General features: G+C 34.6%; 25 protein-coding genes. 12 read left to right on the top strand and 13 right to left on the bottom strand.

Annotated elements, in window-relative coordinates:
* Nucleotides 1-3,405: an isoleucine--tRNA ligase gene (gene ileS, locus INR76_RS04730; RefSeq protein ID WP_223109510.1), complete on the bottom strand. Its 3,405-nt coding sequence runs from the start codon at nucleotides 3,403-3,405 to the stop codon at nucleotides 1-3.
* Nucleotides 3,406-3,560: 155 nt separating this feature from the next.
* On the opposite strand from ileS, the gene INR76_RS04725 reads away from it, so the two are divergent.
* Genes INR76_RS04725 through INR76_RS04715 form a run of 3 tightly spaced genes read left to right on the top strand, consistent with a single transcriptional unit; the run spans nucleotide 3,561 to nucleotide 5,449 of the window.
* Nucleotides 3,561-4,481: a DUF6268 family outer membrane beta-barrel protein gene (locus tag INR76_RS04725; RefSeq protein ID WP_223109509.1), complete on the top strand. Its 921-nt coding sequence runs from the start codon at nucleotides 3,561-3,563 to the stop codon at nucleotides 4,479-4,481.
* A gap of 49 nt (nucleotides 4,482-4,530) precedes the next feature.
* On the top strand, nucleotides 4,531-5,091 hold the full coding sequence (locus tag INR76_RS04720; RefSeq protein ID WP_223109508.1) for an HNH endonuclease: 561 nt from the start codon (nucleotides 4,531-4,533) through the stop codon (nucleotides 5,089-5,091).
* A 1-nt stretch (nucleotide 5,092) separates the two neighbouring features.
* A complete protein-coding gene (locus INR76_RS04715) occupies nucleotides 5,093-5,449 on the top strand; it encodes a hypothetical protein (RefSeq protein ID WP_223109507.1) in 357 nt (118 codons plus the stop codon).
* A gap of 3 nt (nucleotides 5,450-5,452) precedes the next feature.
* Here INR76_RS04715 and INR76_RS04710 read toward each other — a convergent pair whose 3' ends face one another.
* On the bottom strand, nucleotides 5,453-5,917 hold the full coding sequence (locus INR76_RS04710; protein ID WP_223109506.1) for a CBS domain-containing protein: 465 nt from the start codon (nucleotides 5,915-5,917) through the stop codon (nucleotides 5,453-5,455).
* Nucleotides 5,918-6,103: 186 nt separating this feature from the next.
* On the opposite strand from INR76_RS04710, the gene INR76_RS04705 reads away from it, so the two are divergent.
* Both INR76_RS04705 and INR76_RS04700 read left to right on the top strand, forming a co-directional pair.
* Nucleotides 6,104-8,470, top strand: coding sequence for a M20/M25/M40 family metallo-hydrolase (locus INR76_RS04705; RefSeq protein WP_223109505.1), 2,367 nt, complete (start codon nucleotides 6,104-6,106; stop codon nucleotides 8,468-8,470).
* On the top strand, nucleotides 8,463-9,269 hold the full coding sequence (locus INR76_RS04700; RefSeq protein ID WP_223109504.1) for an SDR family NAD(P)-dependent oxidoreductase: 807 nt from the start codon (nucleotides 8,463-8,465) through the stop codon (nucleotides 9,267-9,269). The genes INR76_RS04705 and INR76_RS04700 overlap by 8 nt, the downstream gene beginning before the upstream one ends.
* Here INR76_RS04700 and INR76_RS04695 read toward each other — a convergent pair.
* From INR76_RS04695 to INR76_RS04685, 3 genes are read right to left on the bottom strand one after another with little or no spacing between them, the layout of a single operon-like run.
* Nucleotides 9,253-9,750, bottom strand: coding sequence for a thioesterase family protein (locus INR76_RS04695; protein WP_223109503.1), 498 nt, complete (start codon nucleotides 9,748-9,750; stop codon nucleotides 9,253-9,255). The two genes, INR76_RS04700 and INR76_RS04695, sit on opposite strands and share 17 nt — an antisense overlap.
* Nucleotides 9,741-10,604 (bottom strand): alpha/beta hydrolase, encoded by an 864-nt coding sequence (locus INR76_RS04690; RefSeq protein WP_223109502.1) that lies wholly within the window; start codon nucleotides 10,602-10,604, stop codon nucleotides 9,741-9,743. The genes INR76_RS04695 and INR76_RS04690 overlap by 10 nt, the downstream gene beginning before the upstream one ends.
* 9 nt (nucleotides 10,605-10,613) lie before the next feature.
* Nucleotides 10,614-11,207, bottom strand: coding sequence for a TetR/AcrR family transcriptional regulator (locus INR76_RS04685; RefSeq protein WP_223109501.1), 594 nt, complete (start codon nucleotides 11,205-11,207; stop codon nucleotides 10,614-10,616).
* A 101-nt stretch (nucleotides 11,208-11,308) separates the two neighbouring features.
* Between INR76_RS04685 and INR76_RS04680 the strand changes: the two genes are divergently transcribed.
* From INR76_RS04680 to nadD, 4 genes are all read left to right on the top strand, one after another.
* Nucleotides 11,309-12,271 carry a YheT family hydrolase gene (locus INR76_RS04680; protein WP_223109500.1) on the top strand — a complete coding sequence of 321 codons (963 nt, stop codon included), beginning with the start codon at nucleotides 11,309-11,311 and terminating at the stop codon, nucleotides 12,269-12,271.
* Between the two features lie 70 nt (nucleotides 12,272-12,341).
* The gene (locus tag INR76_RS04675) at nucleotides 12,342-13,199 is read left to right on the top strand and encodes a YicC/YloC family endoribonuclease (RefSeq protein ID WP_223109499.1); all 858 of its coding nucleotides are present in this window, start codon (nucleotides 12,342-12,344) and stop codon (nucleotides 13,197-13,199) included.
* Entirely contained in the window at nucleotides 13,199-13,792 is a 594-nt protein-coding gene (gene gmk / locus INR76_RS04670) for a guanylate kinase (RefSeq protein WP_223109498.1), read from the top strand. The genes INR76_RS04675 and gmk overlap by 1 nt, the downstream gene beginning before the upstream one ends.
* Nucleotides 13,793-14,383, top strand: a complete 591-nt coding sequence (gene nadD / locus INR76_RS04665) for a nicotinate (nicotinamide) nucleotide adenylyltransferase (protein WP_223109497.1) — start codon at nucleotides 13,793-13,795, stop codon at nucleotides 14,381-14,383.
* Nucleotides 14,384-14,605: 222 nt separating this feature from the next.
* Here the strand turns inward: nadD and INR76_RS04660 are convergent, their stop codons facing one another.
* Nucleotides 14,606-16,843 carry an FUSC family membrane protein gene (locus INR76_RS04660; RefSeq protein ID WP_223109496.1) on the bottom strand — a complete coding sequence of 746 codons (2,238 nt, stop codon included), beginning with the start codon at nucleotides 16,841-16,843 and terminating at the stop codon, nucleotides 14,606-14,608.
* 166 nt (nucleotides 16,844-17,009) lie between these two features.
* Here INR76_RS04660 and INR76_RS04655 point away from each other — a divergent pair, with 166 nt between their 5' ends.
* Nucleotides 17,010-17,648, top strand: coding sequence for an SDR family oxidoreductase (locus tag INR76_RS04655; RefSeq protein WP_223109495.1), 639 nt, complete (start codon nucleotides 17,010-17,012; stop codon nucleotides 17,646-17,648).
* 21 nt (nucleotides 17,649-17,669) lie between these two features.
* Here the strand turns inward: INR76_RS04655 and INR76_RS04650 are convergent, their stop codons facing one another.
* From INR76_RS04650 to INR76_RS04620, 7 genes are all read right to left on the bottom strand, one after another.
* Nucleotides 17,670-18,644 (bottom strand): ABC transporter ATP-binding protein, encoded by a 975-nt coding sequence (locus tag INR76_RS04650; RefSeq protein WP_223109494.1) that lies wholly within the window; start codon nucleotides 18,642-18,644, stop codon nucleotides 17,670-17,672.
* A gap of 78 nt (nucleotides 18,645-18,722) precedes the next feature.
* A complete protein-coding gene (locus INR76_RS04645) occupies nucleotides 18,723-20,888 on the bottom strand; it encodes a prolyl oligopeptidase family protein (RefSeq protein ID WP_223109493.1) in 2,166 nt (721 codons plus the stop codon).
* 84 nt (nucleotides 20,889-20,972) lie between these two features.
* Nucleotides 20,973-21,350, bottom strand: coding sequence for a DoxX family membrane protein (locus INR76_RS04640; protein WP_223109492.1), 378 nt, complete (start codon nucleotides 21,348-21,350; stop codon nucleotides 20,973-20,975).
* A gap of 109 nt (nucleotides 21,351-21,459) precedes the next feature.
* Nucleotides 21,460-22,449 carry an aspartate-semialdehyde dehydrogenase gene (locus tag INR76_RS04635; RefSeq protein WP_223109491.1) on the bottom strand — a complete coding sequence of 330 codons (990 nt, stop codon included), beginning with the start codon at nucleotides 22,447-22,449 and terminating at the stop codon, nucleotides 21,460-21,462.
* A gap of 151 nt (nucleotides 22,450-22,600) precedes the next feature.
* A complete protein-coding gene (mscL, locus tag INR76_RS04630) occupies nucleotides 22,601-23,017 on the bottom strand; it encodes a large conductance mechanosensitive channel protein MscL (RefSeq protein WP_223109490.1) in 417 nt (138 codons plus the stop codon).
* A gap of 70 nt (nucleotides 23,018-23,087) precedes the next feature.
* Complete coding sequence (alr, locus tag INR76_RS04625) at nucleotides 23,088-24,197, bottom strand: alanine racemase (RefSeq protein WP_223109489.1); 1,110 nt, start codon at nucleotides 24,195-24,197, stop codon at nucleotides 23,088-23,090.
* A gap of 3 nt (nucleotides 24,198-24,200) precedes the next feature.
* Entirely contained in the window at nucleotides 24,201-24,839 is a 639-nt protein-coding gene (locus INR76_RS04620) for a thymidine kinase (protein ID WP_223109488.1), read from the bottom strand.
* A gap of 101 nt (nucleotides 24,840-24,940) precedes the next feature.
* Here INR76_RS04620 and INR76_RS04615 point away from each other — a divergent pair, with 101 nt between their 5' ends.
* Both INR76_RS04615 and rsmI read left to right on the top strand, forming a co-directional pair.
* The gene (locus tag INR76_RS04615) at nucleotides 24,941-25,741 is read left to right on the top strand and encodes a hypothetical protein (protein ID WP_223109487.1); all 801 of its coding nucleotides are present in this window, start codon (nucleotides 24,941-24,943) and stop codon (nucleotides 25,739-25,741) included.
* Nucleotides 25,742-25,759: 18 nt separating this feature from the next.
* Nucleotides 25,760-26,428 carry a 16S rRNA (cytidine(1402)-2'-O)-methyltransferase gene (rsmI, locus tag INR76_RS04610; RefSeq protein WP_223109486.1) on the top strand — a complete coding sequence of 223 codons (669 nt, stop codon included), beginning with the start codon at nucleotides 25,760-25,762 and terminating at the stop codon, nucleotides 26,426-26,428.
* Nucleotide 26,429 lies beyond the last annotated feature (1 nt).

Here is a 26,429-nt window from a genome sequence, read left to right as displayed (position 1 = left end):
CTAGTGTTTTTTTATTTGTAATCGAGTTGCAATATTATCAAAAGCAATTTCCGTTCCATTACTTACATCTTTATCAAATTGCAAAATTTCGGTTAATGTTTCCTCTTTAATGTATTCCAAATTTTCTTCAACAGCTGGTTTTAAGTTTTCATCTTCTTTTAAGGTAACTTCTACCTTATCTGTTACTTCAAATCCTGAATCTTTTCGCAGGTTTTGAATTCTATTTACCAATTCTCTGGCAATACCTTCATTTTTTAGGGAAGAAGTAATTGTCACATCGAGAGCTACCGTTATACCATTGGCATTTGCTACCAACCATCCCTCAATATCTTGAGAGGTTATAATAACGTCATCAAGGCTCAATGTAGTACTTTTTTTGTTAATTTCAACTGATATTTCTCCTTCTTTTTCCAGTTTTGTAATGGTTTCTTGATCAAAACTTGAAATAGCTTTTGCTACTAGCTTCATATCTCTACCAAATCGAGGACCCAGCTTTTTAAAGTCTGGCTTGATTTGCTTAACCAAAATACCCGAAGCCTCATCTATAAGTTGAATTTCCTTTACATTAACTTCAGATTTTATTAAATCTTCAACAGCTTTTATTTCGGCTCTAACCGTTTCATCTAGCACCGGAATCATAATCTTTTGTAGCGGTTGACGTACTTTTATCTTTTCCTTTTGTCGCAATGAAAGCACTAGTGATGATATAGACTGAGCTCGTTGCATTTTACGCTCAAGAGTTTTATCTATAAATGCACTGTCTGCTTTAGGAAAATCACTTAAATGTACAGACTGCTTTGCTTCTTTATCAACTCCAGAGGTTAAATCTTTATACAAACGATCCATAAAGAATGGTGCTACTGGCGCACTTAATTTTGCAACGGTTTCTAAACATGTGTATAGCGTTTGGTAGGCAGAAATTTTATCGTCGTTGTAGCTACCTTTCCAATAACGTCTTCTACTTAATCTAACGAACCAATTACTTAAGTTTTCTTGTACAAATTCTGAAATAGCGCGTGTAGCTTTGGTAGGCTCATAATCTGCATAAAATGCATCTACTTTCTCTATAAGTGTATGTAATTCTGAAAGAATCCAACGGTCAATTTCTGGACGTTTCTCTAAAGGCACATCAGCTTCAGCGTAGGTGAAAGTATCCAAATTGGCATACAAACTGAAAAAACTATAGGTGTTGTAAAGCGTTCCGAAGAATTTATTTCGCACTTCAGAAATTCCGTCTAAATCAAACTTAAGATTATCCCAAGGGTTGGCATTGCTTATCATGTACCAGCGCGTAGCATCTGGACCGTACGTTTTAAGAGTTTGAAATGGATCTACAGCATTGCCCAAACGTTTGGACATTTTTTGACCGTTTTTATCAAGTACTAGTCCATTACTCACTACATTTTTATAAGCTACATCATCAAAGATCATTGTAGCAATAGCGTGCAATGTGTAAAACCAACCGCGAGTTTGATCTACTCCTTCTGCAATAAAATCTGCTTTACGCCACGTTTGTTCAACTTTTTCTTTATTTTCAAAGGGGTAATGCCATTGAGCATAAGGCATGCTTCCACTATCAAACCAAACATCAATTAAATCTGCTTCACGTTTCATTGGTTTTCCACTTTCTGAAACGAGTGTAATACCATCGACAATGTTTTTGTGAAGATCTACATTATCATAATTTTCTTCTGAAAAATCACCTACTACAAAATCTTGGTAGAGAGCTTTATCCATCACTCCTGCAGAAACGGCTTTTTCCATTTCGGCTTTTAGTTCTTCTATGCTACCAATGCATTTTTCTTCTTTACCATCTTCAGTTCTCCAAAGTGGTAATGGAATTCCCCAATAACGGGAACGAGACAAGTTCCAATCATTTGCATTTGCCAACCAATTTCCGAAACGCCCCTCACCTGTTGCTTTTGGCTTCCAGTTGATGGTTTTGTTAAGTTCAAACATGCGGTCTTTAAAGTCGGTCACTTTTATAAACCAAGAGTCTAGTGGGTAGTATAGTATAGGTTTATCTGTACGCCAGCAATTAGGGTAACTATGCACATATTTTTCTACGTGAAAAGCTTTATTTTCGGTTTTTAGTTTGATTACTATTTCTACATCAACAGATTTTTCAGGTGCTTCTCCATCATCATAATATTCATTCTTTACGTATTTACCGGCCAGTTCTTTCATTTCTGGGCGAAATCTACCTTGTAAATCTACTAATGGAACCAAGTTGCCGTTTTCATCTTTAACCAGCATAGGTGGCACTTCTGGAGTAGCTTCTTTTGCAACTTTTGCATCATCTGCACCAAATGTAGGTGCGGTGTGTACTATCCCGGTACCATCTTCTGTAGTTACAAAATCACCCGCAATTACTCTAAATGCATTTTCAGGATTATCAAAAGGTTTTGCATACTCTAGTAATTGTTCATAGCGAATACCCAAAAGATCTTCTCCTTTAAACTCTTTAACAATAAAGTATGGTATTGTTTTATCTCCTTGCTTGTAGCTGTCTAATACCTCTTCATTTGGCTTCTCTTCATATTTACCGCCAAATTGTTTTCCTACCAGGTTTTTGGCTAAAATCACATAAATAGGCTCAAATGTATATTGGTTAAATGTTTTTACCAGTACGTAATCAATTTTCTTTCCTACAGTAAGCGCTGTATTACTTGGCAAGGTCCAAGGTGTTGTAGTCCAGGCCAAAAGATGAATATTGTTGCTTTCTTCGGCTAGAAAATCTGGTAATGTATCTGCGACAGCTTTAAACTGAGCCACTGCAGTGGTATCTGTAACATCTTGATAGGTCCCTGGTTGATTTAACTCGTGAGAGCTAAGCCCTGTACCGGCTTTTGGCGAATACGGTTGTATAGTGTAGCCTTTGTACATAAGGCCTTTGTTATATATTTCTTTCAACAACCACCAAACCGTTTCCATATATTTTGGTTTGTAAGTAATATATGGATCATCCATATCTACCCAATAACCAAACCCTTCAGTTACTTTGTTCCACGCATCTGTGTAACGCATAACTGCTTTTTTACAAGCTTCGTTATAAGCTTCTACAGAAATCTTTTTACCAATATCTTCTTTGGTAATGCCTAATTCCTTTTCAACGCCTAACTCAATGGGAAGACCATGAGTATCCCATCCGGCTTTTCTATCAACTTTGTATCCTTTTTGAGTTTTGTACCTACAAAAGATATCCTTGATAGAACGTGCCATCACGTGATGAATACCGGGCATTCCATTTGCAGATGGAGGTCCTTCAAAAAACACAAATGGTTCATTGCCTTCACGAATAGAAATACTCTTTTCAAAAATGTTGTTTTCATTCCAAAAATTAAGTACTTCTTTTGCTGTTTCAGGAAGGTCTAATCCCTTGTATTCTTTAAACTTTTTGCTCATAACAAGTTGCGTTTCAATAAGGTTGCGAAAGTAAGAAATTTTACTGAAAAAGTCTATCTTGAATGCTGTCAAAAACACGCTCTCAACTTGTTTTTTTGTTCCTCATGGTACTTTGCTTTCATAATTTTCTATATTTACTAAAAAACCAACCTCTTTTGAAGAAGCTTTTTTTCTTATATCTATTGTTTCCGGTGATTACATTTGCACAGGATTATGTAGATATATTTAAAGTGGGCTATGGCGAAACGTTCAATAATACATTTGAAGGCACCAATAGTGACACTCGTATTAAATCATTTGAAGCCGGTTTAACGTTTCCAGTAGTTTTGAACAAAAATAATGCATTAATAACCGGTGCAGACCTGAGCATAAATACCTTACAACTTTTTCCTAATACAGAGCAAACAAGTTTATACAGTACAAATATTAAAATAGGCTTGGCTTCTACTTTTTCTGAAAAATGGAGTACTACCATTGTGTTATTACCCAAAATTGCATCAGACTATAACAATATTACGAGTGATGATTTTTATCTTGGGGGTTTTGCTTTATTGAAACTTCAGAAAAAAGAAAATTTAATATACCGTTTTGGAGCATATGGCTCGCAAGAGGCATTTGGTTTTTTTACAACACCCATTATTGGCTGGTATTACATAAGCCCTAATAAGAAATTTGAAATGGACATGTCTTTACCTATTTCGGCAGACGTAAATTATGCTATTGGTAGCACTACCATTGGAATGGACTATTTTGGTATTGGAAGAAGTTTCAGCATAAACAAAGAAAATCAACCAGAAACATATGTTGATTTAAGTTCGTTAGATTTTGCAGCTTATTGGCAATTTAATTTACTAGATAAAAGTGTTTTATTACGTACCAAAATTGGCTACTCTAGTAATGATTATGAGGTTTACGCGAGTGATGAGACTATAGACCTAGGGCTTTCGGCTTTTAGTTTTGGTGATGACCGAACGCAGTTAAACCCAAAGGTAAATGGTAGCTTTTTTGCAAAAGTGGAAGCTATATATCGCTTTAACATTTCAAAAAAAACCAATAAAAACACTGATATACAGTAGGTTTAAGCAGAAAAACAGTATTTTTACATCTTTATTTAAACTCCCTAAGATGATACCAAATTTAAAAGGAGAGGTTTGGAAGCAATATTCTAACCCCTCATGGCGAAGTAACGAAACTTTTGACATTTCTAACTATGGAAGAGTAAAACGTTATAAGTATGATCCTAAAGGCGAACTGCTAAAAACCTATATTTTAAACGGTTATGAAGTTTTTTCAACCCTTAAAAAAAATGGTAAAACCAGTTTAACCTATATACACAGAGCCGTAGCGCAATTGTTTTCTGAAAAGATTGAAGGTAAAGATTTTGTGATTCATAAAGATTTTAATAAAAAAAACAATCACATAACCAACCTTGAATATGTTGACCGAAAAGGCCTTACAGAACATAATAAAAATAACCCGGCGGTGATTAAAGCTAAAAAAGAAGCATTAACAAAACCTAAATACTCCAAGCTTACTCCCGAAAAAGTACGCTTATTAAAAAAGAAGATTTTTGATCCTAATAGAAGAACTCGTTTGCGCTTAATTGCAAAACAGTTTGGAATTTCAGAAATGCAACTATACCGTATTAAATCTGGGAAAAATTGGGGACATATAGATTACGAATAATATGGAAAAAACGTGTCCTGAATGTGGCGATAAAATTATAGGCAGAGCAGATAAAAAGTTTTGTAGTGATGCTTGCCGAAATGCGCACAACAATGCACTTAACAAAGACAGCAAAAACCTAGTGCGCAACATTAATAATCGCTTACGAAAAAATTATCGTATTCTTGAAACATTAAACACCAAAGACAAAACAAAAGTTAAAAAGCAACGCTTGCAAAAGCACGGTTTTAATTTTCAATTTTTTACAGGACAATACGTTACCAAAGCCGGAACAGTTTACTTTTATGTGTATGATCAAGGTTATTTACCGCTTGATGATGATTGGTATTTATTGGTAAAAACAGATATTAATGTATAAATGTTATTTCCAATTAGTTCCTTTAAGTTCTAAGGCTGCTTTCAATATATCCTTTTGACTTATCAAGCCTACCAGCTTGCCGTCTTCGCAAATAGGAAACCTTCTTCTCTTTGCAGTTAAAAACTTTTCTGCTGCATCAAAAAGATTCATATTACCATCAATAGTCTCAACCTCTTTAATCATGTGATCTTCTACCTTGATATCTTCCATAGGATGATTATAATAGCGACTATTGCTTATCTCTTTAATACAATCACCTTCACTAATTATACCAACTAACTCGTGATTTTCATTTACCACAGGCCCACCAGAAATTTTCTTTTTTATGAGTGTATTCATCACTTCTACTACAGTCTGTTCTGGTTTAAATGTGATTAGATTTCTACTCATATAATCTGAAACTTTTATGTTCTCTGAAGATCCCTTTTTAGGTTTTGCACGTTTTCCTATATAATTTTTTATACCCATACCTTTTCTTTTTTATGTAGATTATACCTGTTAATTAAACTAATCGTGTAAGCAAAAATCACTTCAATAACAGGAGATTAACTCCTTTAAAGATATGAATTTTTACAATACGCTGTTGTAACTTTTCTATTGAAAGAAGACAATCTTATTAAAAATTGTACTTTTAGAAAGCCAAAAAAACCAATCATGAAAAGAATATTTGCAGTTCTTTCAGTACTATTCATTCTTGGAATAATCTATTATTCCTTCTACAGTTTAATGCCCCAAAAAGGGACTTCCAAAAGTATAGCCACCACAGAGTTTTCTACAGAAAGAGCACTAGACCATTTACAGCAAATAGCCAAAAAACCACATTATCACAGCTCAAAAGAACATAAAGTGGTAAGAGATTATCTAATTTCTGAACTTAAAAATATGGGGTTGCAACCCCAAACTCAAGAAGGATTTATCTTTAATACCCAAAGCCGAACAATGAATCGTCCCATAAATATTATGGCGAGAATCAAAGGCAGTGGCACCGGAAAAGCATTACTCTTACTATCTCATTATGATAGCGCCTTGGTACCTTCACCGGGAGCTAGTGATGCCGGCAGTGGTTTAGTAACAATTTTAGAAAGCATTCGAGCCTTTCAAGCAAGTGATAAAAAACCCGTAAACGATATCATTATTTTATTTACCGATGCTGAAGAAATTGGTCTAGATGGCGCCAAACTTTTTGTCAATAAACATCCTTGGGCAAAAGATGTAGGCTTGGTTTTAAATTTTGAAGCACGTGGTAGTGGCGGCCCTAGCAATATGATTCTAGAAACAAATGGCGGAAATGAAAAATTGGTTAAAGCCTTTATAGATGCAAACCCAGATTATCCAGTAGCTTCTTCTTTAATGTATAGTGTGTACAAAATGTTACCCAACGACACCGATTCTACAATTTTTAGAGAAGATGGTGACATACCCAGTTACTTTTTTGCATTTATAGATGATCATTTTGACTATCATACCTCAAATGATACAATCGAAAATCTAGATATTGAAACGCTTCAACATCAAGGAAGCTATTTATTGCCTTTACTTCATTACTTTGCAACTACAGATTTAAATACTTTAAAAGCGAATGAAGATTGGGTATATGTAAACTTTCCTTTTGTCAAAATGATTGCGTTTCCTTTTTTATGGATTTTACCTTTGCTTTTGGTTGCAATTGTAGCATTTGCTTTTTTAGTTTATTACGGATTTAAAAAAGAAAAAATTTCGGGAAAAGGGATTGCAAAAGGTTTTATACCATTTTTACTTTCACTGGTTGTTTGTGGTGTTTTAGGCTTTTTTGGCTGGAAATTAATCCTCGCCATCTATCCGCAATATAACGAAGTACAACATGGCTTTAAGTACAACGGTCACGCTTATGTTGCGTTTTTTGTTTTATTATCGCTATCACTCACATTTTATTTTTACAGACGGTTTTCTAGAAAAGAATCTGTTGCTGCAATGTACATTGCACCCCTTATTTTTTGGGTGTTGATTAATATTGCAGTTTTTGTAATTTTGAAAGGAGCTGCGTACTTTATCATTCCAGTATTTTTTGGGCTCATCTCTTTATGGCTGCTCATCAAGCAAGAAAAACCCAATTTATTATTACTAACATTTCTTGCGGCGCCGGGTTTATTCTTTTTCTCACCACTTATTCAATTTTTTCCGGTTGGTTTAGGCTCAGAAATGGTTGTTATAAGCTGTGTATTTACGGTTTTATTATTTGGTTTAATGGTGCCGGTTTTTGGCTTTTACAGTTGGAAAAAGTTACTTTCAATTCTTTTCTTTTTAATTGCTTTTGGTTTTTTTCTGAAGGCTCATTTAACGAGTGATTTTTCAGAAACACGTCAAAAACCTAATAGTTTAATTTATTATCAAGACAAGGACTCAAAAAATAATTATTGGCTTACATATGACACCATGCTAGATGATTGGACAAAAGGTTATTTAGGCGAAAATCCAGAAAAAGTCTCTACAGATATTTTAAGTGCTTCGGGCAGCAAATACAATACTGGCTACACATATGCAGCCCAAGCTCCCGAAAAATCAATTCCTCCTTTTAAAATTCTTCTTAAAAAAGACTCTGTTTTTAATAATTTAAAACACGTCACATTTACCATTGTTCCAGAACGAAATATTAATCAATTAAACCTTTATGCAGATACAACTGTAAGGTTTAACACCCTTTCTTTTAATGGTCAAGAAGCACATAAAGACAGTACGGGTTTTGTATATGGAAACAGAAATAACGAATTATTACTTAGGTATTGGGTAAACAATAATGATTCTTTAGAAGTTTCATATTCTACTGAAATGAAAAAACCAGTAGCATTTACAGCACTGGAATTTTCATATGATTTAATGAGCAATCCCTATTTTAGTATTAGTCAACGCCAAAAAGATATGATGCCAAAACCTTTTGTAGTTACCGATGCTGTTGCTGTAAAACAAACTATAATCCCTGAAAACATCCCTATTTCACAACTTGAGGTTGTTGCAGATTCAATCAAAGCTCAAACCTATGAATAAAACTGTTGCTATTGCGGGTCTTGGATGGCTGGGCCAACCCTTTGCCAGACATATACAACCGCTAGGATATCAAGTTAAAGGAACTGTCACTAGTATACAAAAAGCCGGGGTTTTGCAAAGTCATGGCGTGGATGCCTATCCGCTTGAAATTTCTGAACATGGTGTGACCGGTGAAGTAGAAGCTTTTTTAAAAAATGTTGATTACTTGGTAATAATGATTCCGCCGGGATTACGCAGAAATACAGGTGCAAATCACGTTTTAAAAATGAATCACTTTTTATACGAAATAATAAAAAGTGCAATTCAAAAAGTAATTCTTGTGAGTAGCACTTCTGTATATGGTGATAAACAAGGTCAAGTTACTGAAAAAGATATTCCGGTTGCCGAGACCAATGCCGCGAAACAATTGATTGAGGTAGAAAAAATGTTTTTTACTTCAGAAAAAATACAAACTAGCATTGTGCGTTTTGGAGGACTTTTGGGCGGAAAAAGACAACCTGTGCGTTATTTAGCCGGGAGAAAAAACTTAAATAATGGTGACGCTCCGGTCAATCTTATCCACAGAGATGATTGTATCGCAATTCTTTCTGAGATAATAAAAAAGGACACTTTTGGTCATATATTTAATGCTGTTGCTCCTTTTCACCCATTAAAAAAGCATTATTATAAACAAAAAGCAACTGAGCTACAACTAGAACCACCTTCCTATTCCGAAGAAAGTGAAGGTGGCGATTATAAAAAGGTCACTTCTGTAAATCTTAAAAAGATATTGAATTATACTTTTAAGAAACAGCCGTAGTTTGATCTTCTAAGTCTTTCGGAAATTGTCCGTGACGTCTAGTTTCTTCTTTAGTAATCGTTCTAAAATCGTCTGTTTTATCAATACCGTCCAGAAATGTATAAAACTTTTCTGGCAACGGAACTAATTTACGTTCTTTTAAATCAATCCAAGCACCTAGCATTTCACAACGTCCTAAGTTTCTGCCATTGTGATCATAAAAATTGTGTTCAAACTCAAAAAAAGTTCCTTTTTCAGAAATACCTTTTAATTGCAATGAAACACGTATTGGCTTTCCTGGAAATGCTTCTTTAAAATAATACATACGCTCATATAATGCTACTGGACCAAGGTTAAGTTCTGCCAAATGTTTTTGACCAAAACCTTTTTCGCTAAAAAAGCTCATGCGTGTATGGCTCATATAATCAATAAACGCAGAGTTACGTAAATGGCGATTGGCATCTACATCATCCCATCGTATTTCAAATTCTTTTAAATACATACTTCTTCTTTTTTTCTATTTATTTCTGTAATATGATTTATAATTGTTTCTACGGTTTCATCTTTAGTCAAGTTATGGTCTTGACCATTTGTAAACCAAGTTTTAATGTTTTTACTTGTTTCTTTTGTTGCGCTTTGTATTGCTGAAATAGGCGTTATTGTATCTGTTTTTTCATGAATAACAAAAACTGGCTTTTCAATAGAATTGAAAAAGCGTTTCATCGTTATTGTATCTGAAGGAACTTTTAATACTGTATCTACTTTAATTTTTAAGTTATTCATGGTTCTTTGAGAAAGTTGTAGTGTATCTTCAAAAAAACCAAATATGGCATCCATTCCTGAGGGTGCTCCCATAATTACATAATTATCAATGGGTATGCTTTTGTTGGCCAAGAATGTATAAGCACCTACCAAGCTGCCTAAAGAATGACATACTAAATAATCCACTCCATTGACTTTTTGTACTAAATTTTCTGTTGCTTTTCTGTACATTTCTATGTTCATGGCTTTCCCCTTAGAAAGTCCATGAGCCGGAGCATCTAGAGAGTAGATGGTATATTGTGAGGTGTTTAATAAGTCTATGTAAGGTTGCCATCGTTTAGAGTGACTCATCCATCCGTGTAAAAACAATATTTTTTTAGGTCCGTTACCCCATTTATGAACTGCAATTGATCCATTTTCAATAGTAAAATAGGATGTTTCAGCTGTATTAAAAAAGGCGTACCCTTCTTCAGAAATTGGTATGGTTTTTACTTTGCATAATAATTTAAAAGCTTGTTCCCTATTAAATTTGGGGAACAATGGCGCTGTAACATTCAGGTATGAACCAGTTAGTTTTGTAAGTAGCTTCTTCATTCTTAGGGATTATTTATTTGAAATTTCAGTAACTACATTTCGTAAGTGTGAAATTGTATGAAGAATTGGCTCTTTATTTTTGTCCAATCTGCTCATCATAATGCCACCTTCAAGCGTGGCAATAAAAATGGTGCTGTAAAACCGAATATCTGTATTGGCTTTCACTTGTTGGTTTTTTATACCATTTTCAATTAACGTTTCTATTGATTGTTGAAGCTTTTGTAACATTTCCGAAGCTTGTTTTCTTAATACAGGATTGGTGTCATCTGCTTCTACAGCGGCATTCATAACAGGACAACCTCCTTTATAAAGCGGTGTGTTCATGTAATTTTCAAAAAAAGAAAAGATAGCTTCAAATTTTTCAATAAACGTATTGGCTTGCTTAATTGAAGTTCTTATCTCTCCAAACATTATTTGTGATAAGCGTTGTAAAGCGTGCTTTTCTAGATCTTGCTTATTTTCAAAATGTCGATAAATAGCACCCTTGGTTAAGCCTGTTGCTTTGGTTATATCACTTATTGAAGTTGCCTTGTACCCCTGCATGTTAAACAAGTTGGCACTTTCATTAATGATGGTATTTTTTGTTGTTTCTGCGTTTCGCATAATGCAAAGATACCAATCGGTATCTTAATGACAAAACTAAGAGAACGTTTAACGTGAAATTAAGAATTGCTTACTTTTGCACTAATAATTACCTTCACAAAATGCCGCTAATATCATCTACTTACAAACCTAAAGGTGTTTTTAAAAATGGTCATTTTGCTACCATTTATTCAGCAAAATTAAGACCAATCCCTAAGTTAAAGCAACAGCGAGAACGCTTAAAATTGGATGATGGTGATTTTTTAGACATTGATTTTTCATTTTCAAAAAAGAAAACGCAAAAGATAGCTATTATTTTACACGGTCTAGAAGGAAATGCTCAACGTCGTTACATTAAAGGACAAGCATTACAACTCACAAAAACCGGTTGGGATGTTGCTGCTGTAAATTTTAGAGGATGCAGTGGCGAGCCCAACAATTTATTTGCATCTTACAACGCAGGAAAAACCGAAGATCTTGACTCAGTGGTTAAATTTCTTCAGGATAAAAACAAATACACGACTATTTCTTTACTTGGTTTTAGCCTAGGTGGTAATTTAATGCTGAAATATTTAGGCGAGCAAAAAATAATTTCTAAAGAAATAAAGAAAGCTGTTGCCATCTCTACACCTTTAAACTTAAAAGGAACTCTTGAGTCACTCTCAAATTTTGATAATTGGATTTACCGTACTTCCTTTCTACATAATTTGCGAAAAAAACTTAACATAAAAGCAAAGCAATTTCCAGATAAAATGAGTGCTGCAGCTGTAAAACAAGTAAAATCACTATTAGATTTTGATAATGTATACACTGCACCAGCTCACGGTTTTAAAGATGCTTATGATTATTATAAACAAAATAGCAGCAAGCAATTTTTACCTAATATTACCATTCCGGTATTGATTTTAAATGCAAAAAATGATTCATTTTTAACAGCAGACAGTTATCCATACAAAATCGCCCAAAACTCAAAAAACATCTACCTTGAAACACCAGAATATGGAGGTCACGTTGGTTTTCATCAAACCAATAAAATCTATTATTCTGAAAAAAGAGCAGCAAATTTTTTAAATGAAATACATTAGATTTCAATTTGAGTATAAAAACTGCTACTATCTTGTAATTTACTACCTTTGCAACCATTAAAATAAATTTATGATCCAGTCTATGACCGGTTATGGCAAAAGTCTAGTACAGTTGCCATCCAAAAAAATCACGGTTGAAATAAAATCGTTGAACAGCAAAAACCTCGATGTGAATGCAAGAGTTCCTTCAGCATATCGTGAAAAGGAATTGGATATTCGTAAAAGAATATCAAAATCACTCTCTCGAGGCAAGGTTGATTTCAATTTATACGTTGAATTGACAGGCGAAGAAACCAACACCGTTATCAATGAAGCTGCTGTAAAACAATATATGAAACAACTGGCTCATATTACAGATGGTAATCCTGTTGAATTAATGAAAATGGCCGTTCGTTTTCCAGATGCACTACAAACCGAACGCGATGAAATTGACGAAACCGAATACAACAAAATCATCGAAGCGGTTGATGAAGCTTTACGTTCAATCAACCAATATAGAACTGACGAAGGAAAAGCTCTAGAGGCAGATTTTCAAAAGCGAATCAATAATATTTCGGCTTTATTGGAAGAAGTAATGAAGCTTGATCCTCAACGAATGGATAACGTAAAAGAGCGTTTAACCAAAGCTGTAAGTGATTTAAAAGAAACAGTTGATGAAAACCGCTTTGAGCAAGAGTTGATGTATTACCTTGAAAAATATGACATCACCGAAGAAAAAGTTAGATTACAAAATCACCTAGAATATTTTTCTGAAACACTACAAAGCAAAACTAGCAATGGTAAAAAGCTGGGGTTTATTTCTCAAGAAATAGGTCGTGAAATTAACACAATTGGTAGCAAAGCAAATTTTGCACCTATGCAACAAGTGGTTGTGCAAATGAAAGACGAGCTAGAAAAGATTAAGGAACAAGCGCTAAACGTACTGTAATGAAAGGAGGCAAATTATTTGTTTTTTCAGCACCTTCAGGAAGTGGTAAAACTACAATTGTTCAACACCTACTTGCTCAAAAAGAATTAAACCTTGATTTTTCAATTTCTTGTACATCAAGAGAAGCTAGAGGTGATGAAGAACACGGTAAAGACTATTATTTTATAAGTTTAAAAGATTTTAAACAACACATAAAAAATGGTGATTTCCTTGAATGGGAAGAAGTGTATCGAGATAACTTCTACGGAACCTTAAAAACCGAAGTAGAACGCATTTGGGCACAAGGTAAAAATGTAATTTTTGATATTGACGTAGTTGGCGGACTTAGAATTAAAAAGAAATATCCAGACAGGACATTGGCTGTTTTTGTAAAACCTCCAAGCGTTGATGAATTAAAAAGAAGGCTTAAAAAACGTAAAACCGAGAGCGATGAGCGTATCAATATGCGTATTGCAAAAGCTTCTGTAGAGCTTGCTACAGCTCCACAATTTGATTACATCATTAAAAACAATGATCTAGATACTGCTTTAAACGAAGCAAAAGAACTTGTGTCAAGTTTTATTAAAAATGGTCACAGCGAAGAAGAAGAGTAAATGATTTCAGCAAAAAAAATCGGACTTTACTTTGGTACTTTTAATCCCATACACATTGGGCATCTTATCATTGCAAATCATCTAGTTGAAAACAGTGATCTAGATGAAGTATGGATGGTCGTTACACCACATAACCCTCACAAAAAAAAGAAGACGTTACTTGACGACCACCACCGTTTAAGAATGGTTCGTATTGCAGTAGAAGAATACCCTAAATTACAAGCTAGTAATATTGAATTTGATTTACCTCAACCTAATTATACTACCAATACATTAGCACATCTAGAAGAAAAATATCCTGAAAAATCCTTTTCTTTAATTATGGGTGAAGACAACTTGAAGAGTCTCCATAAATGGAAAAACTATGAGGTTATTTTAGATCGCTATGCTATTTATGTATATCCTAGAATTTCAGAAGGAACTATTGAAACACAGTTTGATGGTCACCCAAAAATCACCAGAGTTGACGCCCCCATTATGGAACTCTCTTCAACCTATATACGCAAAGGAATTAAAACCGGAATCAACATTAGGCCCATGTTACCACACGAGGTGTGGAAATATCTTGATGAAATGAATTTTTACAAGTAACACTTGTATATGAGAAACCGCCTCAACTTCAAATATGAAGGGTGAGACGGCTTCTACTAACCAACCAAAAAAACTTATTTATTTTTTAAATACTCTTTCTTTTTCTGTGTGTAAAACGCTTTGCATTAAAAATTGTTATTTACACAATCATAATCCATTGTTAAACTTTTATACGTAAGTAATATTTCAAATTGCGTGCCACAAATGAAGAAGAGCCAAACCTTATTCTGGAAGTTTTATAGTTTTTGAAAGTTTGAGCATTTTTTTACTAATAGAAAACAACCAGTGTAACTGCTCACGTATTAAATGAGCCTCCTGAAATTGACGTTCAAGTTTTGGGTGAACAGAAGTTGGTAAATCAGGATTTTCAATAGTAAATTGAGGGAGTTCACGTTTAAAAAAGTCGTTTTGTTCAGTTACAGACATATCATCATTTTCAACAAGCTGTTTTAAGTTAACCAGTAATTGCTCCAAGTTTTCATCAATATGCATTCCCGCAGTAGAAAAACGACTAGAAGCCTCTGTTGTAGGATGGTTTTGAATATAGGTACTTAATGAAGCTAACGAGGATAAAAATGTTTGGTTTAATACTACCAATTCATACACCTTTTCCAAGTTTTTTTGTTTTGACTTTGGGTCTTGGGTCATTCTTTGAAAAGCTGCACTTAAGTTTGACATTTCCAAAAAAGCCATTTTTCTAGAAAGTTTATATGATGTTGGTCGCTTTCCTTTTTTCTCATAAAAAGTTATAATTTCTGAAAGATAACTTTTGTTTGCCAAGACACTTTTCTCAATACTACTTTTAATATCCATAAACTCCCAAGCAGGCCACAAAAACAATATAGCTAGTGTAGCAACCCCTGCACCAATTAACGTATCTATGATTCTAAACTGAATGACCGTAAGAACATCTGGACTTATAAGAGCATAAATAAACACAACACTCAAGGTGATAAATGTAGCTGCCGTTTTATAGTTTTTTTGAATCATAGACAAAGCAATTACCAATGATCCTAGTCCCAAAATTGCATAAACATAAGTGTTTTGTGTAATAAAAACTACAGCAATAGCAATAGCTCCTCCTATTAATGTTCCTATTATTCTCTCTTTTGAACGAGTTTTTGTAAGCCCATAACTAGGACGCATAATCACAATAAGCGTTAATAGTATCCAATATGGGTTTTGGAAATCAAACAACACACCTATACCATACCCAATCATTACAGCTACGGCAAGTCTCAAAGCATGTTTAAAAATAGCAGACTTAAAACTGAAATTTCGTATCAAAATTGCCGGGTTGTAATCTTGTGTAGTTACAAATCGTTTGGCAACATCTTTCTTTATAAATTTAATATCACGCGGATTAGGATTTGCCAGCAACCACTTTATTTTCTGAATTTTTTCAATTTGATTTTCTTGATATTCCAATAGGTTTTGAAGCATTAAAAAATCTTCATAATTTTCGGTTTCAGAAGTAGATTTTAAATCGGCTATCTTATTTTTTAAGGTTTGAAAACAATCAAGTAAAGGCTTGTTACTGGGTATTTTTTTAACGTGTTGCCTAGCTTCAGAAATAAGTAATAATTGATTTGACATTTCAAACAACAGTTTCTGAAACTTCTCTACAAATTCAGGTTGTTTGCTTAAAAATTGGTCCATCTTATCATAATGAACCGGGTTTGCCAATGCTGTTTCGAGCATATCAATCAATTGTACAAAAACCAATAAACGTTTACTTTCATATATAGACCTACCAGAACTTTTTCTTGAAGAAATTAATATCTCACGTAAAGTTTCATGATTGTCATTAATATCTGCTTGTAATTCTAGGAGTTGTTTTTGTAATGTTTCTCTGTTGGATTGTGGATCTATTAGTTTTCCTCTAATTTCCAAAAACTGAGCAGTAAGTTGATAGGTTTTTGTTAGCAGCTCTTCTGTTTGACCTTTCGGATTAATTTTATGCCAAATTGTTGCTAGTAAAAGATACCATAATCCTCCTAAACCTATAAAAAAGGCATACTCATACGTGGCAAGTCTTTCGGCATCGTGAGCAAAACTCAATACTAACGCTAACAACCCTGAAAAACTAATTAATGAAGCTCTAAAGCCAAAAACAGCAATGTAAGAAATAGAAAAAGTAAGCACTCCCAAAACAGGTATTAAAAGTAGAGTGTTGAAGTTAAGGTAACCTCCTATAAAACTTACTATAATAATGAGTAGGATTGAAAATAATATACCGTTACGCTTATGCTTAAAACTCCCACTAACGTCACTCGGCGAACTCCAAAATGCGCCAAAAGCAAGAGCTATGGCTATTTCAACAAAACCAAACTTTAACCCAATAACCACTGGCAATGTCAAAGCAATACCTACGATAATAGCTTTTGAAAAATCAGTGCTTTTCAAAAACAGTAAAAACTCTCTAAAGTTTGTTGAGATGGTTTGTGTTAAACTAGGCAAAACGTGATAATTAAGGTGCAAAGGTACTGTCTAGTAAAAGCAAGAACGTTAATCTTTTCAGAAAAAAAAATATAACTTGATTGAAAATCGTAAAAACATTCTAAAACCTAAGTTAAAAGGAGTTAACAACTATTTTTAAGCTCGTAGTTTTTCGTAATTTGGGGGTATGGAAAAAGTATTAGTAGTGGGTGCCAACGGTACCACAGGAAAAAAAATTGTTGAAGTTTTAGATAGATACAGAAACTATGCTCCGGTGGCAATGATTCGCCATCAAGATCAAGCTGAACAGTTTGAGAAAAAAGATATTGAAACCGTTATGGGCGATCTTGAAAAAAACGTGAGCCATACTGTAACGAGAATTCATAAAATAATTTTTGCTGCAGGATCTGGAGGAGCAACATCTGATGAAAAAACTACGGCTGTAGATCAAGAAGGCGCAAAAAAACTAATAGACCTTGCTAAAATTGCTGGAATTAGAAAATTTGTAATGCTTAGCTCAATGGGAGCCGATAATCCTGAGCAGGTTGAAGATTTACAACATTATTTAAAAGCTAAACAAAATGCAGATGAGCATTTACGTAATAGTGGGATGAACTACTCCATAGTGCGCCCGGGAGCTTTAACCAATGACGAAGGTAAAGGTAAAATAAAACTAGCCAAAAAACTTAATGAACGAGGAAGCATTACTCGTGATGATGTAGCCGAAACATTGGTTGCCGCGCTACACGATGATATAGCGCCCAATCAAACCTTTGAGATTTTACAAGGTGAAACTGAAATTGAAGAAGCGCTAAAAGAAGTTTAATAAATTTTTTAAAATATAAAATCAAGACCTAGTGAGATTTTCCTTTCTGGGTCTTTTTTTTGCTTTTTCTGTAGCCAAAAAAACTTCTTCCCCTTCTTGAAGTGCTTTCACATGATTAAAAAACACAGGACATTCTTTAAATATAGCTTCAATTAAATAATGAGTTCCTTTAAAAAAGGAGTTTTTTACTAGTACGTTTAACGCTGTTTTTTCTGAAGAGACAACAAGCTCATGGGGTAGTAATATTAATTTTTCTGAAGAAAACAATCCTTTAGGTAAAATTGTTACATCACCAAAAAAACCTGCTTGATATTCAGATTGTAAGTTGGTGTAAATCAGTTCAGGATTTCCTTTGCGTTCTATTTTTCCATCTTTCAATAACAGTAACTCATCTGAAAAAGATAACGCCTCTTCTGCATCGTGAGTGGCGGTAATACAGCTTATATTTTCTTCTTTTAAATACTGAAAAAGATCTCTACGAAGTTTATTCTTTCGGAAGGTATCAATACTACTAAACGGCTCATCAAGTAATAATAGTTTTGGTGTATTGGCAAGAGCTTTTGCTAATGCTACTCGTTGTTTTTGACCTCCACTCAACGTTTTTACTTTTCGGTCTGCCACTTGAAGTAGGTCAACTACTTTTAACAATTTTGTTACTCGATTGGCTTCTTCTTGATGATGTAAACGGGGTAAATGCTCAGCAATATTTTCTTTTACAGTGGTAAAAGGCATTACATTTAACTCTTGAGCGACTAATTTCATAGAGGCTTCTCCCGGAATTAAAGTATGTTTAGGACCTTTTAGTTTTTCATCATTCCAGAAAATAGTTCCGTTTTCTAAATGTAATAATCCATAAATTATATGAAGTAGTGTTGATTTTCCACATCCGCTTTCGCCCAAAATGGCAAGGTGATTTCCTTGTTTCAAACTAAAATCGATATTCTGAAGTATCGTTTTTGAGCCATATGAAAAGGATTTTATAGAAACTGAAAGCATAAAATGTATTATTAAAAAAGGCTGTCAACATAGTTTTTATTACCCGTTGACAACCTTTTGTGGTATTTAAAAAAAGATTTATTCTTTTACTTTTTCATTTACCTTCTCTGGTAAAACTTCATAACCCATGTTATAAAGTGTAAATCCAAAAATGTCTGCATATTGATCAATTGTTTTGCTTACCGGAGTTCCTGCTCCATGACCGGCATCGGTTTCAATTCTAATCAACACAGGGTTATTTCCTGCCTGGTGCTCTTGTAATTCTGCAGCAAATTTAAAGCTATGAGCCGGTACTACACGGTCATCGTGGTCGCCAGTAGTTATCATAGTTGCAGGGTATTCAACTCCTTCTTTTACATTGTGTAGAGGAGAATATCCTTTAAGGTATTCAAACATTTCTTTACTGTCTTCTGCCGTACCATAATCATAAGCCCAACCTGCCCCCGCTGTAAATGTATGATAGCGTAACATATCTAGAACTCCTACTGCAGGTAATGCTACTTTCATTAATTCTGGTCGCTGCGTCATAGTTGCTCCAACTAATAAGCCACCATTTGAACCTCCGCGAATAGCTAAGTAGTCACTTGAAGTATAGTTATTATCAATGAGATACTCTGCTGCTGCGATAAAGTCATCAAACACATTTTGCTTATTCATTTTTGTACCTGCATTGTGCCATTTTTTTCCGTACTCACCGCCTCCACGCAAATTAGGAACCGCATAAATACCACCTTGCTCCATCCACACAGCGTTTGTAATACTAAAACTTGGTGTAAGACTTATATTAAAACCACCATATCCATAAAGGATTGTCGGGTTTTTGCCATTTAATTCAACTCCTTTTTTATGAGTAATAATCATAGGTACTTTGGTGCCATCTTTTGAGGTATAAAATACTTGCTTGCTTTCATAGTTATCAGGGTTGAAATCTATTTCAGGTTTGCGGTATAATTCTGAAGAACCTTCCTCGATATTATATTTAAAAATGCTTCCCGGAGTTACATAGTTTGTAAAACTGTAGTATAGTTCTTTTTCATCTTTTTTAGCTCCAAAGCCTCCTGCGCTTCCTACACCCGGAAGTTCTATCTCACGTACTTTGTTGCCATCATAATCATACTGAAATACTTTTGAAACAGCATCAACCATATAATTTGTAAAAATATAGCCACCTCCTTTTGAGGGATTTAACACGTTTTCAGTTTCAGGAATGAAGTCTTCCCAGTTTTCTGAAGTTGGGTTGGCAGCATCAACCGTAACAATTTTTTTGTTTGGTGCATTTAAGTTGGTAACCAAGTAAAGTTTTGTTCCATCATTGTCTAGCAAATAGGTGTCACTATCTGTATGATCTAAGATTGTTACAAGTTTACTGTTAGGTTTACTTAGGTCTTTTAAAAATAATTTATTTCCAGAAGTAGATACACTTGCGGTAATGGTGAGGTAACGGTTATCTTCTGAAACACTACCTCGTACATATCGATGTTTTTCTGCTTCGGTACCGCCATAGACAAGTTTGTCTTCTGCTTGTGAGGTTCCTATTTTATGGTAATACAACTTGTGTTGATCAGTCTTTGCAGAGAGTTCACTCCCTTTTGGCTTATCATAGCTTGAGTAATAAAACCCTTCGTTTCCTTTCCAGGAAAGCGCAGTAAATTTAACGTCAATAATGGTGTCTTCAACAATTTCTTTATTCTCGGTATTCATTACAAGAACTTTTCGCCAGTCGCTTCCTCCTTCTGAAATACTGTAAGCTGCTGTTTTACCATCTTCAGAAAAGCTAAGGTTGCCTAATGAGATAGTACCGTCATCCTTAAAAGTGTTTGGGTCTAGAAATACCTCGGCCGTTTCTGGGTCATCACCTGTTTTATAGCGATATATTACATATTGATTTTGTAAGCCGTCATTTTTATAGAAGTAGGTATAATCTCCTTGCTTAAACGGTGCGCCAACTTTTTCGTAGTTCCAAAGTGTTGATAAACGTTTTTTTAACGCCTCACGAAAAGGAATATTTTCAAGGTATCCATACGTTGTTTTGTTTTCACGCTTTACCCAATCAGCGGTTTCTTCGCTCATATCATCTTCTAGCCAACGATAAGGGTCTTTTACTTCGGTTCCAAAATATGTGTCTACTGTATCAACTTTTTTGGTTTCGGGATAGTTCACTGCAATAGCTTCTTTTTTTGGTTCTTCTTTTTTACAAGCAATAAGGGTAAGTGCAAAAAAGAATGGAATAATCAGTTTTTTCATATAACAATATTTAGTAACTGTAAATGTATTAAAAACAGTCTTTTTAATGGGTATAAACTTGATAGTAAATTAGTACTAATGAACTTAATATTGAAATAATGGGCGGTACACTTTCCAATATTTGTAGATAAGAATTACATTTATTACTGTAACAACTATGGCTCCCCAAATTTCTGGTAGATCCAAAAACAGGTGGAACAATACAATATTTACGGTTATAGGTGCCAATAAAAGCAGAGCAAAAGGAACCCATTTTTTTATTAATAATAACAAGCCGATGAAAATTTCAAAAAAACCTACAATAGGCAATACATAACCCGTTGCTTTTAATGATTCCATAAAGTTTCCGGCGTCTTCGGGAAATTCTGGAATGGGCATAAAACCAATAAATTTATTAAGACCGAAAACAAGTAGTCCTAAGCCAAGAAGAATACGAAGAATAGTAGTAAAAGTTGAATTCATAGGGATGATGGTTTACGTGTTTAGCTTTTTAAATATAGTGAAAAATTAAAAACCCCGACATCAACTTATTGATATCGAGGTTAAAACATTCTTATAAAACCAAAAATACTTATACCAACTTATTCTCAATTAAATATTCTGCAATTTGAACGGCATTTGTAGCGGCTCCTTTTCTAAGGTTGTCGCTTACTATCCACATATTTAGTGTGTTGGACTGTGTTTCATCTCTACGTAAACGACCTACAAATACTTCATCTTTATCGTGAGCATATATAGGCATAGGGTAGGTATTGGTATCTGGATTATCTTGTACTGTGATGCCTGGTGTGTTATGCAATTCTTTCCTTATATCGGTTAGAGTAAAATCTTTTTCAAATTCAACATTAACAGATTCACTGTGACCACCTGCTGTTGGGATTCTTACTGCAGTTGCCGAAACAGAAAAACTACGATCATTCAATATTTTTTGAGGTTCTCTAGCCAGTTTCATTTCTTCTTTGGTGTATCCATTAGGTTCAAAAACGTCACAATGCGGTAATGCATTTTTATGAATAGGGTACGGATATGCCATTTCGCCTTGCACACCGGCCATTTCGTTTTCCATTTGTTGAACGGCTTTCACTCCAGTTCCTGAAACAGATTGATAGGTAGAAACTATAACGCGTTTCATTGTGTACTTTTTATGAAGTGGTGCCAACGCCATTACTAGTTGAATAGTTGAGCAATTGGGATTTGCAATAATCTTATCGTCTTTTGTAAGCTCTTGCGCATTAATTTCTGGAACGATTAACTTTTTATCTGGATCCATTCTCCAAGCTGAAGAGTTATCGATGACAGTAGTACCCACTTCGGCAAATTTTGGCGCCCAGTCTAGCGATGTGTTCCCTCCGGCCGAAAAAATAGCGATATCGGGTCGTGACGCGATCGCTTCTTGAATAGAGACAATCTTATATTGTTTATCCTTAAAAGTGATTTCTTTCCCTACAGATCGCTCTGATGCAACCGGTAAAAGATTAGTGATTGAAATGTTACGTTCTTCTAGAACTTTTAAAAGGACTGTGCCAACCATTCCTGTGGCACCTACAACTGCGATATTCATAGCATTAAATTTTGAAGTAAAAATACATGCTATTGTTTGATTTATTCTGAAATAAAACCAAAAAAAGACCCTTCAAAGCTTTTGCAAAGAAGGGTTTAATTAATAATAAAAAACGTAGTGTAGCGGTTTCCTGAAAATTCAGGAGCGTAAATTATTTATTCTGTTTTTTTAATTCATCTCGTATTTCTGCCAATAACTCTTCTTGAGTTGGACCTTTTGGAGCTGCCGGAGCTTCTTCTTTCGGCTTTTTTGTCTTATTGTATGCTTTTACAATAATAAACAACACAAACCCTACTATAACAAGATTTATTAATGCATTGATCCATTTACCGTACATAACAGCATTTTCTGGCTCAACAACCTCTCCTTCTGGGCCTATAACAGCTTCGTCAAGAACGACTTTAAGGTCTGCAAAATCCATTCCGCCGGCAAAATGACCAACAATCGGCATCATAATATCATTTGTAAAACCTGAAACTACCATCCCGATAGCACCTGCTAGTATAACAGCAACTGCCAAGTCAATGACGTTACCCGTCATTATAAAATCTTTAAATTCTTTTAACATGTTGATTGGTTTTTATAGTTAACAGCATCTAATTTAGATAAAAACAATATTGAATTAAAGTAAAATGTGTTTATTTTCGACAAATAACACGTTTTACACGTTGTGAAATACCTGTAATTAACTCGTAAGGGATGGTATTTATAACTTGTGTTAACTCATCTGCAGAGGGGTTTTCACCAAAAACTATCACCTCATCACCTTCTTCACAATCAATTTCAGTAACATCAATCATAATCATATCCATACATACATTCCCAATAATGTATGCCTTTTTTCCATGTACGGTCACCCACCCTCTTTTATTACCAAAAAGTCGTTTAATTCCATCTGCGTGACCTACAGGCAACGTAGCTGTTTTTGTTGTTTCTGAAGCTTTAAAAGCTCGATTATAGCCTACGGTTTCACCTTTTTTAACGGTGTGAATTTGAGAGATTACTGTTTTTAATGTGGCAACCGGTTTTAAGTGACTGTTTTCTTTGGGATCATTGCCAAAACCGTAAAGACCAATGCCAGTACGTACCATATCATATTGAGCTTCTGGGTAGTTGAGTACTCCTGAAGTATTTAAGGTATGCCTAAAAGGTTTATATGGTAATTTTTCAAGAATAATTTCAGAAATGCTTCGGAATTGATCTAATTGAGACTTCGTAAAATCTTTTTCTAAATGATCTTCACTTGCTGCTAAATGGCTAAAGACAGATTGAATCTTTACACTATTTGTCTTTGAGACATTTTCGAGAATGAATGCTGTATCGTCTGCAGTAAAACCCAATCGATTGAGCCCGGTGTTGAATTTTAAATGTATAGGATAATCTGTTACGTTTTCTTTTTCAGCAAAAGTTATAAATTGTTGCATCATAGAACGGGAATAAATAGCCGGTTCCATAGAATAGGTCACAATTTTTTTAAAAGTTGCCGGGAGCGGATGTAATACCAAAATAGGCGTTTTTATACCAGCGTTTCTTAAAGCTATCCCTTCATCTGGATATGCTACCGCAAAATATGAAACACCTAATGATATAAGTTCTTTGGCTACTGCAACAGCATCACTACCATAACCAAAAGCTTTTACAACTCCCATCACCTCGGTGGTTTTGTCAATTTTTGAAGTAAGATATTGGTAGTTTTGCCTCAAGGCGTTTAAATCTATTTCTAAAACAGTTTCGGTTGTTTTTTGCATAGATTAAGGCTTCTTTTTTGTTGACATTTGTTGAGCATCTTTCACCTCCATTTTTTTCACTTTATCACGCAAAACTGCTTTATAATAGGCGGCGCGGCTTAAAGGCTCATATTCTTCGGTCTCACCTAATAAAACAAGATCGTCGCTTTTTGCCTTTCTGAAACTATAGTTTGCCAGATTACCCGTGCGGGTACAAACAGCGTGTACCTTGGTAACATACTCTGCCGTAGCCATCAAATTGGGCATAGGACCAAAAGGATTTCCTTTAAAATCCATATCTAGCCCGGCGACAATTACTCTAATGCCTCTATTGGCAAGATCATTGCAAACTTGCACAATTTCATCATCAAAAAATTGAGCTTCATCAATACCAATAACATCACAGTTATCTGCAAGCATAGGGATATTTGCAGCTGCGGGAACAGGCGTTGAACGAATTTCATTACTATCGTGCGAAATTACTTTTTCATCATCATACCGAACATCTATGGCAGGTTTAAATATTTCAACACGTTGACGGGCAAATTTTGCGCGTTTCAACCTTCTTATGAGTTCTTCTGTTTTTCCCGAAAACATAGAACCGCAAATAACTTCAATCCAGCCAAATTGCTCTTTTTGATTAACGGTATTTTCAAGAAACATACTTCAATTTTAGAATAAAACGTAAATCCTTGACGTTTACATATAGGATGCGTAAATTTAACAAAACAAAACACAGTAGAAACACATCATTTTAAAAAGTTATGAAGAAGAAGCTTAGAGAGCAAATACAAGTACTGGTTGAAAAACTTTCAGAAGAAGAAAAACAGTTTGACACTTCTTCTATAAAAAAAACGGTGGGTAAATTATATGAAAAACTGGCCATTTTAGAATATATGGAGCATCAAATTGATGCAGATGGAATTGAAACTTCTTTTGACTCAAAAAGTTTCCGTGAGCAAAATTGGTTTAAAGAACCTGAACCGGTACCCCAACCTGAACATGAAGACGATCTGGTAGAACCTTTAATGGAAAAAATTAAAGACATTGTTGCTCAAATGCCACAAGAAGCAGATAGAGTTGATCAATTGCTAGAAGATATCCTACCAAAGAAAAACCTTCAAAAAAATGATAAAAATGAGTTAGAAGATTTTGCTGCAAAATATCAACAAATGCCAACTTTTGAGCGCAAAAGCAACGAAAGCGCATCAACCATAAAGGAGCAAAAAAACGTTTCAAACAAACAAGAGTTAACCTCAAAAAGTAGCCCGGTTAAAGTTGCTGAGCTTGCTAATAGAAGCGAGGCCAAGAAAAAATCACTCAATGAGTCTGTAAGCAACGGCTTGCAAATAGGATTAAATGACCGCCTAGCATTTATTAAACACTTATTTAATGATAATGCCAATGATTACACGCGGGTTTTATCACAAATCAATACCATGAAATCTTATGATGAAGCTGAAAGTTTCATTAAAGGCAAAATAAAACCAGACTACAATTATTGGCTTAATAAAGATGAATATGCAGAGCGCTTTATGGCCATTATTGAAAAAAACTTTAATTAAGAATTCTTATTAAAATCCATGGGAAAACTCTATCTAGTTCCTACCCCAATTGGAAACCTTCAAGACATAACTTTTAGAGCTATTGACGTTTTAAAAGAAGTTGATTTTATTCTAGCTGAAGACACCAGAACCAGCGGAAAGCTATTAAAACATTACAATATTGACACTCCTATGCAATCTCATCATATGCATAATGAGCATAAAACGGTTGAAGGTATTGTCAATAAAATTCAAAATGGTGAAACAGTAGCTTTAATTAGTGACGCAGGTACACCGGCAATAAGCGACCCCGGTTTTTTATTAACGCGGGCTTGTGTAGAAGCCAACATAGAAGTAGATTGCCTTCCAGGAGCTACCGCTTTTGTTCCAGCTTTGGTAAATAGTGGATTGCCTAACGATAAATTTGTCTTTGAAGGATTTTTACCCGTAAAAAAAGGACGTCAAACTCGCCTTACTTTTTTAGCTGAAGAAACCCGAACGATGATTTTTTATGAATCACCTCACAAACTAGTTAAAACCTTAACTCATTTTTCCGAATATTTTGGTGCAGAAAGAAAGGTTTCAATATCACGTGAAATAACAAAACTGCATGAAGAGACCGTTCGTGGAACTGTAGAAGAGGTATTACAACATTTTACCAAAAAACCACCCAAAGGGGAGTTGGTTATGGTTGTTGCGGGAAAATAAT

Origin of the sequence: Marixanthomonas sp. SCSIO 43207, assembly GCF_019904255.1 — a bacterium.
GTDB lineage: Bacteria > Bacteroidota > Bacteroidia > Flavobacteriales > Flavobacteriaceae > Marixanthomonas.
The sequence above is the reverse complement of the archived record's forward strand: the minus strand, read 5'-3'. Positions and strand labels throughout refer to the sequence as shown.

What these genes read in the sequence shown, in the direction of transcription:
- INR76_RS04710 (WP_223109506.1), bottom strand. Translation starts at nt 5,917, where the DNA reads ATGGGTATAAAAAATTATATAGGAAAACGTGCAAAACCTAAAAAGGGA.
- alr (WP_223109489.1), bottom strand. Translation starts at nt 24,197, where the DNA reads ATGCAAAAAACAACCGAAACTGTTTTAGAAATAGATTTAAACGCCTTG.
- INR76_RS04620 (WP_223109488.1), bottom strand. Translation starts at nt 24,839, where the DNA reads ATGTTTCTTGAAAATACCGTTAATCAAAAAGAGCAATTTGGCTGGATT.
- rsmI (WP_223109486.1), top strand. Translation starts at nt 25,760, where the DNA reads ATGGGAAAACTCTATCTAGTTCCTACCCCAATTGGAAACCTTCAAGAC.
- INR76_RS04690 (WP_223109502.1), bottom strand. Translation starts at nt 10,604, where the DNA reads ATGAAGAAGCTACTTACAAAACTAACTGGTTCATACCTGAATGTTACA.
- INR76_RS04655 (WP_223109495.1), top strand. Translation starts at nt 17,010, where the DNA reads ATGGAAAAAGTATTAGTAGTGGGTGCCAACGGTACCACAGGAAAAAAA.
- ileS (WP_223109510.1), bottom strand. Translation starts at nt 3,405, where the DNA reads ATGAGCAAAAAGTTTAAAGAATACAAGGGATTAGACCTTCCTGAAACA.
- mscL (WP_223109490.1), bottom strand. Translation starts at nt 23,017, where the DNA reads ATGTTAAAAGAATTTAAAGATTTTATAATGACGGGTAACGTCATTGAC.
- INR76_RS04695 (WP_223109503.1), bottom strand. Translation starts at nt 9,750, where the DNA reads ATGTATTTAAAAGAATTTGAAATACGATGGGATGATGTAGATGCCAAT.
- INR76_RS04645 (WP_223109493.1), bottom strand. Translation starts at nt 20,888, where the DNA reads ATGAAAAAACTGATTATTCCATTCTTTTTTGCACTTACCCTTATTGCT.
- INR76_RS04720 (WP_223109508.1), top strand. Translation starts at nt 4,531, where the DNA reads ATGATACCAAATTTAAAAGGAGAGGTTTGGAAGCAATATTCTAACCCC.
- INR76_RS04680 (WP_223109500.1), top strand. Translation starts at nt 11,309, where the DNA reads ATGCCGCTAATATCATCTACTTACAAACCTAAAGGTGTTTTTAAAAAT.
- INR76_RS04615 (WP_223109487.1), top strand. Translation starts at nt 24,941, where the DNA reads ATGAAGAAGAAGCTTAGAGAGCAAATACAAGTACTGGTTGAAAAACTT.
- INR76_RS04685 (WP_223109501.1), bottom strand. Translation starts at nt 11,207, where the DNA reads ATGCGAAACGCAGAAACAACAAAAAATACCATCATTAATGAAAGTGCC.
- INR76_RS04650 (WP_223109494.1), bottom strand. Translation starts at nt 18,644, where the DNA reads ATGCTTTCAGTTTCTATAAAATCCTTTTCATATGGCTCAAAAACGATA.
- INR76_RS04675 (WP_223109499.1), top strand. Translation starts at nt 12,342, where the DNA reads ATGATCCAGTCTATGACCGGTTATGGCAAAAGTCTAGTACAGTTGCCA.
- gmk (WP_223109498.1), top strand. Translation starts at nt 13,199, where the DNA reads ATGAAAGGAGGCAAATTATTTGTTTTTTCAGCACCTTCAGGAAGTGGT.
- INR76_RS04700 (WP_223109504.1), top strand. Translation starts at nt 8,463, where the DNA reads ATGAATAAAACTGTTGCTATTGCGGGTCTTGGATGGCTGGGCCAACCC.
- INR76_RS04705 (WP_223109505.1), top strand. Translation starts at nt 6,104, where the DNA reads ATGAAAAGAATATTTGCAGTTCTTTCAGTACTATTCATTCTTGGAATA.
- INR76_RS04715 (WP_223109507.1), top strand. Translation starts at nt 5,093, where the DNA reads ATGGAAAAAACGTGTCCTGAATGTGGCGATAAAATTATAGGCAGAGCA.
- nadD (WP_223109497.1), top strand. Translation starts at nt 13,793, where the DNA reads ATGATTTCAGCAAAAAAAATCGGACTTTACTTTGGTACTTTTAATCCC.
- INR76_RS04635 (WP_223109491.1), bottom strand. Translation starts at nt 22,449, where the DNA reads ATGAATATCGCAGTTGTAGGTGCCACAGGAATGGTTGGCACAGTCCTT.
- INR76_RS04640 (WP_223109492.1), bottom strand. Translation starts at nt 21,350, where the DNA reads ATGAATTCAACTTTTACTACTATTCTTCGTATTCTTCTTGGCTTAGGA.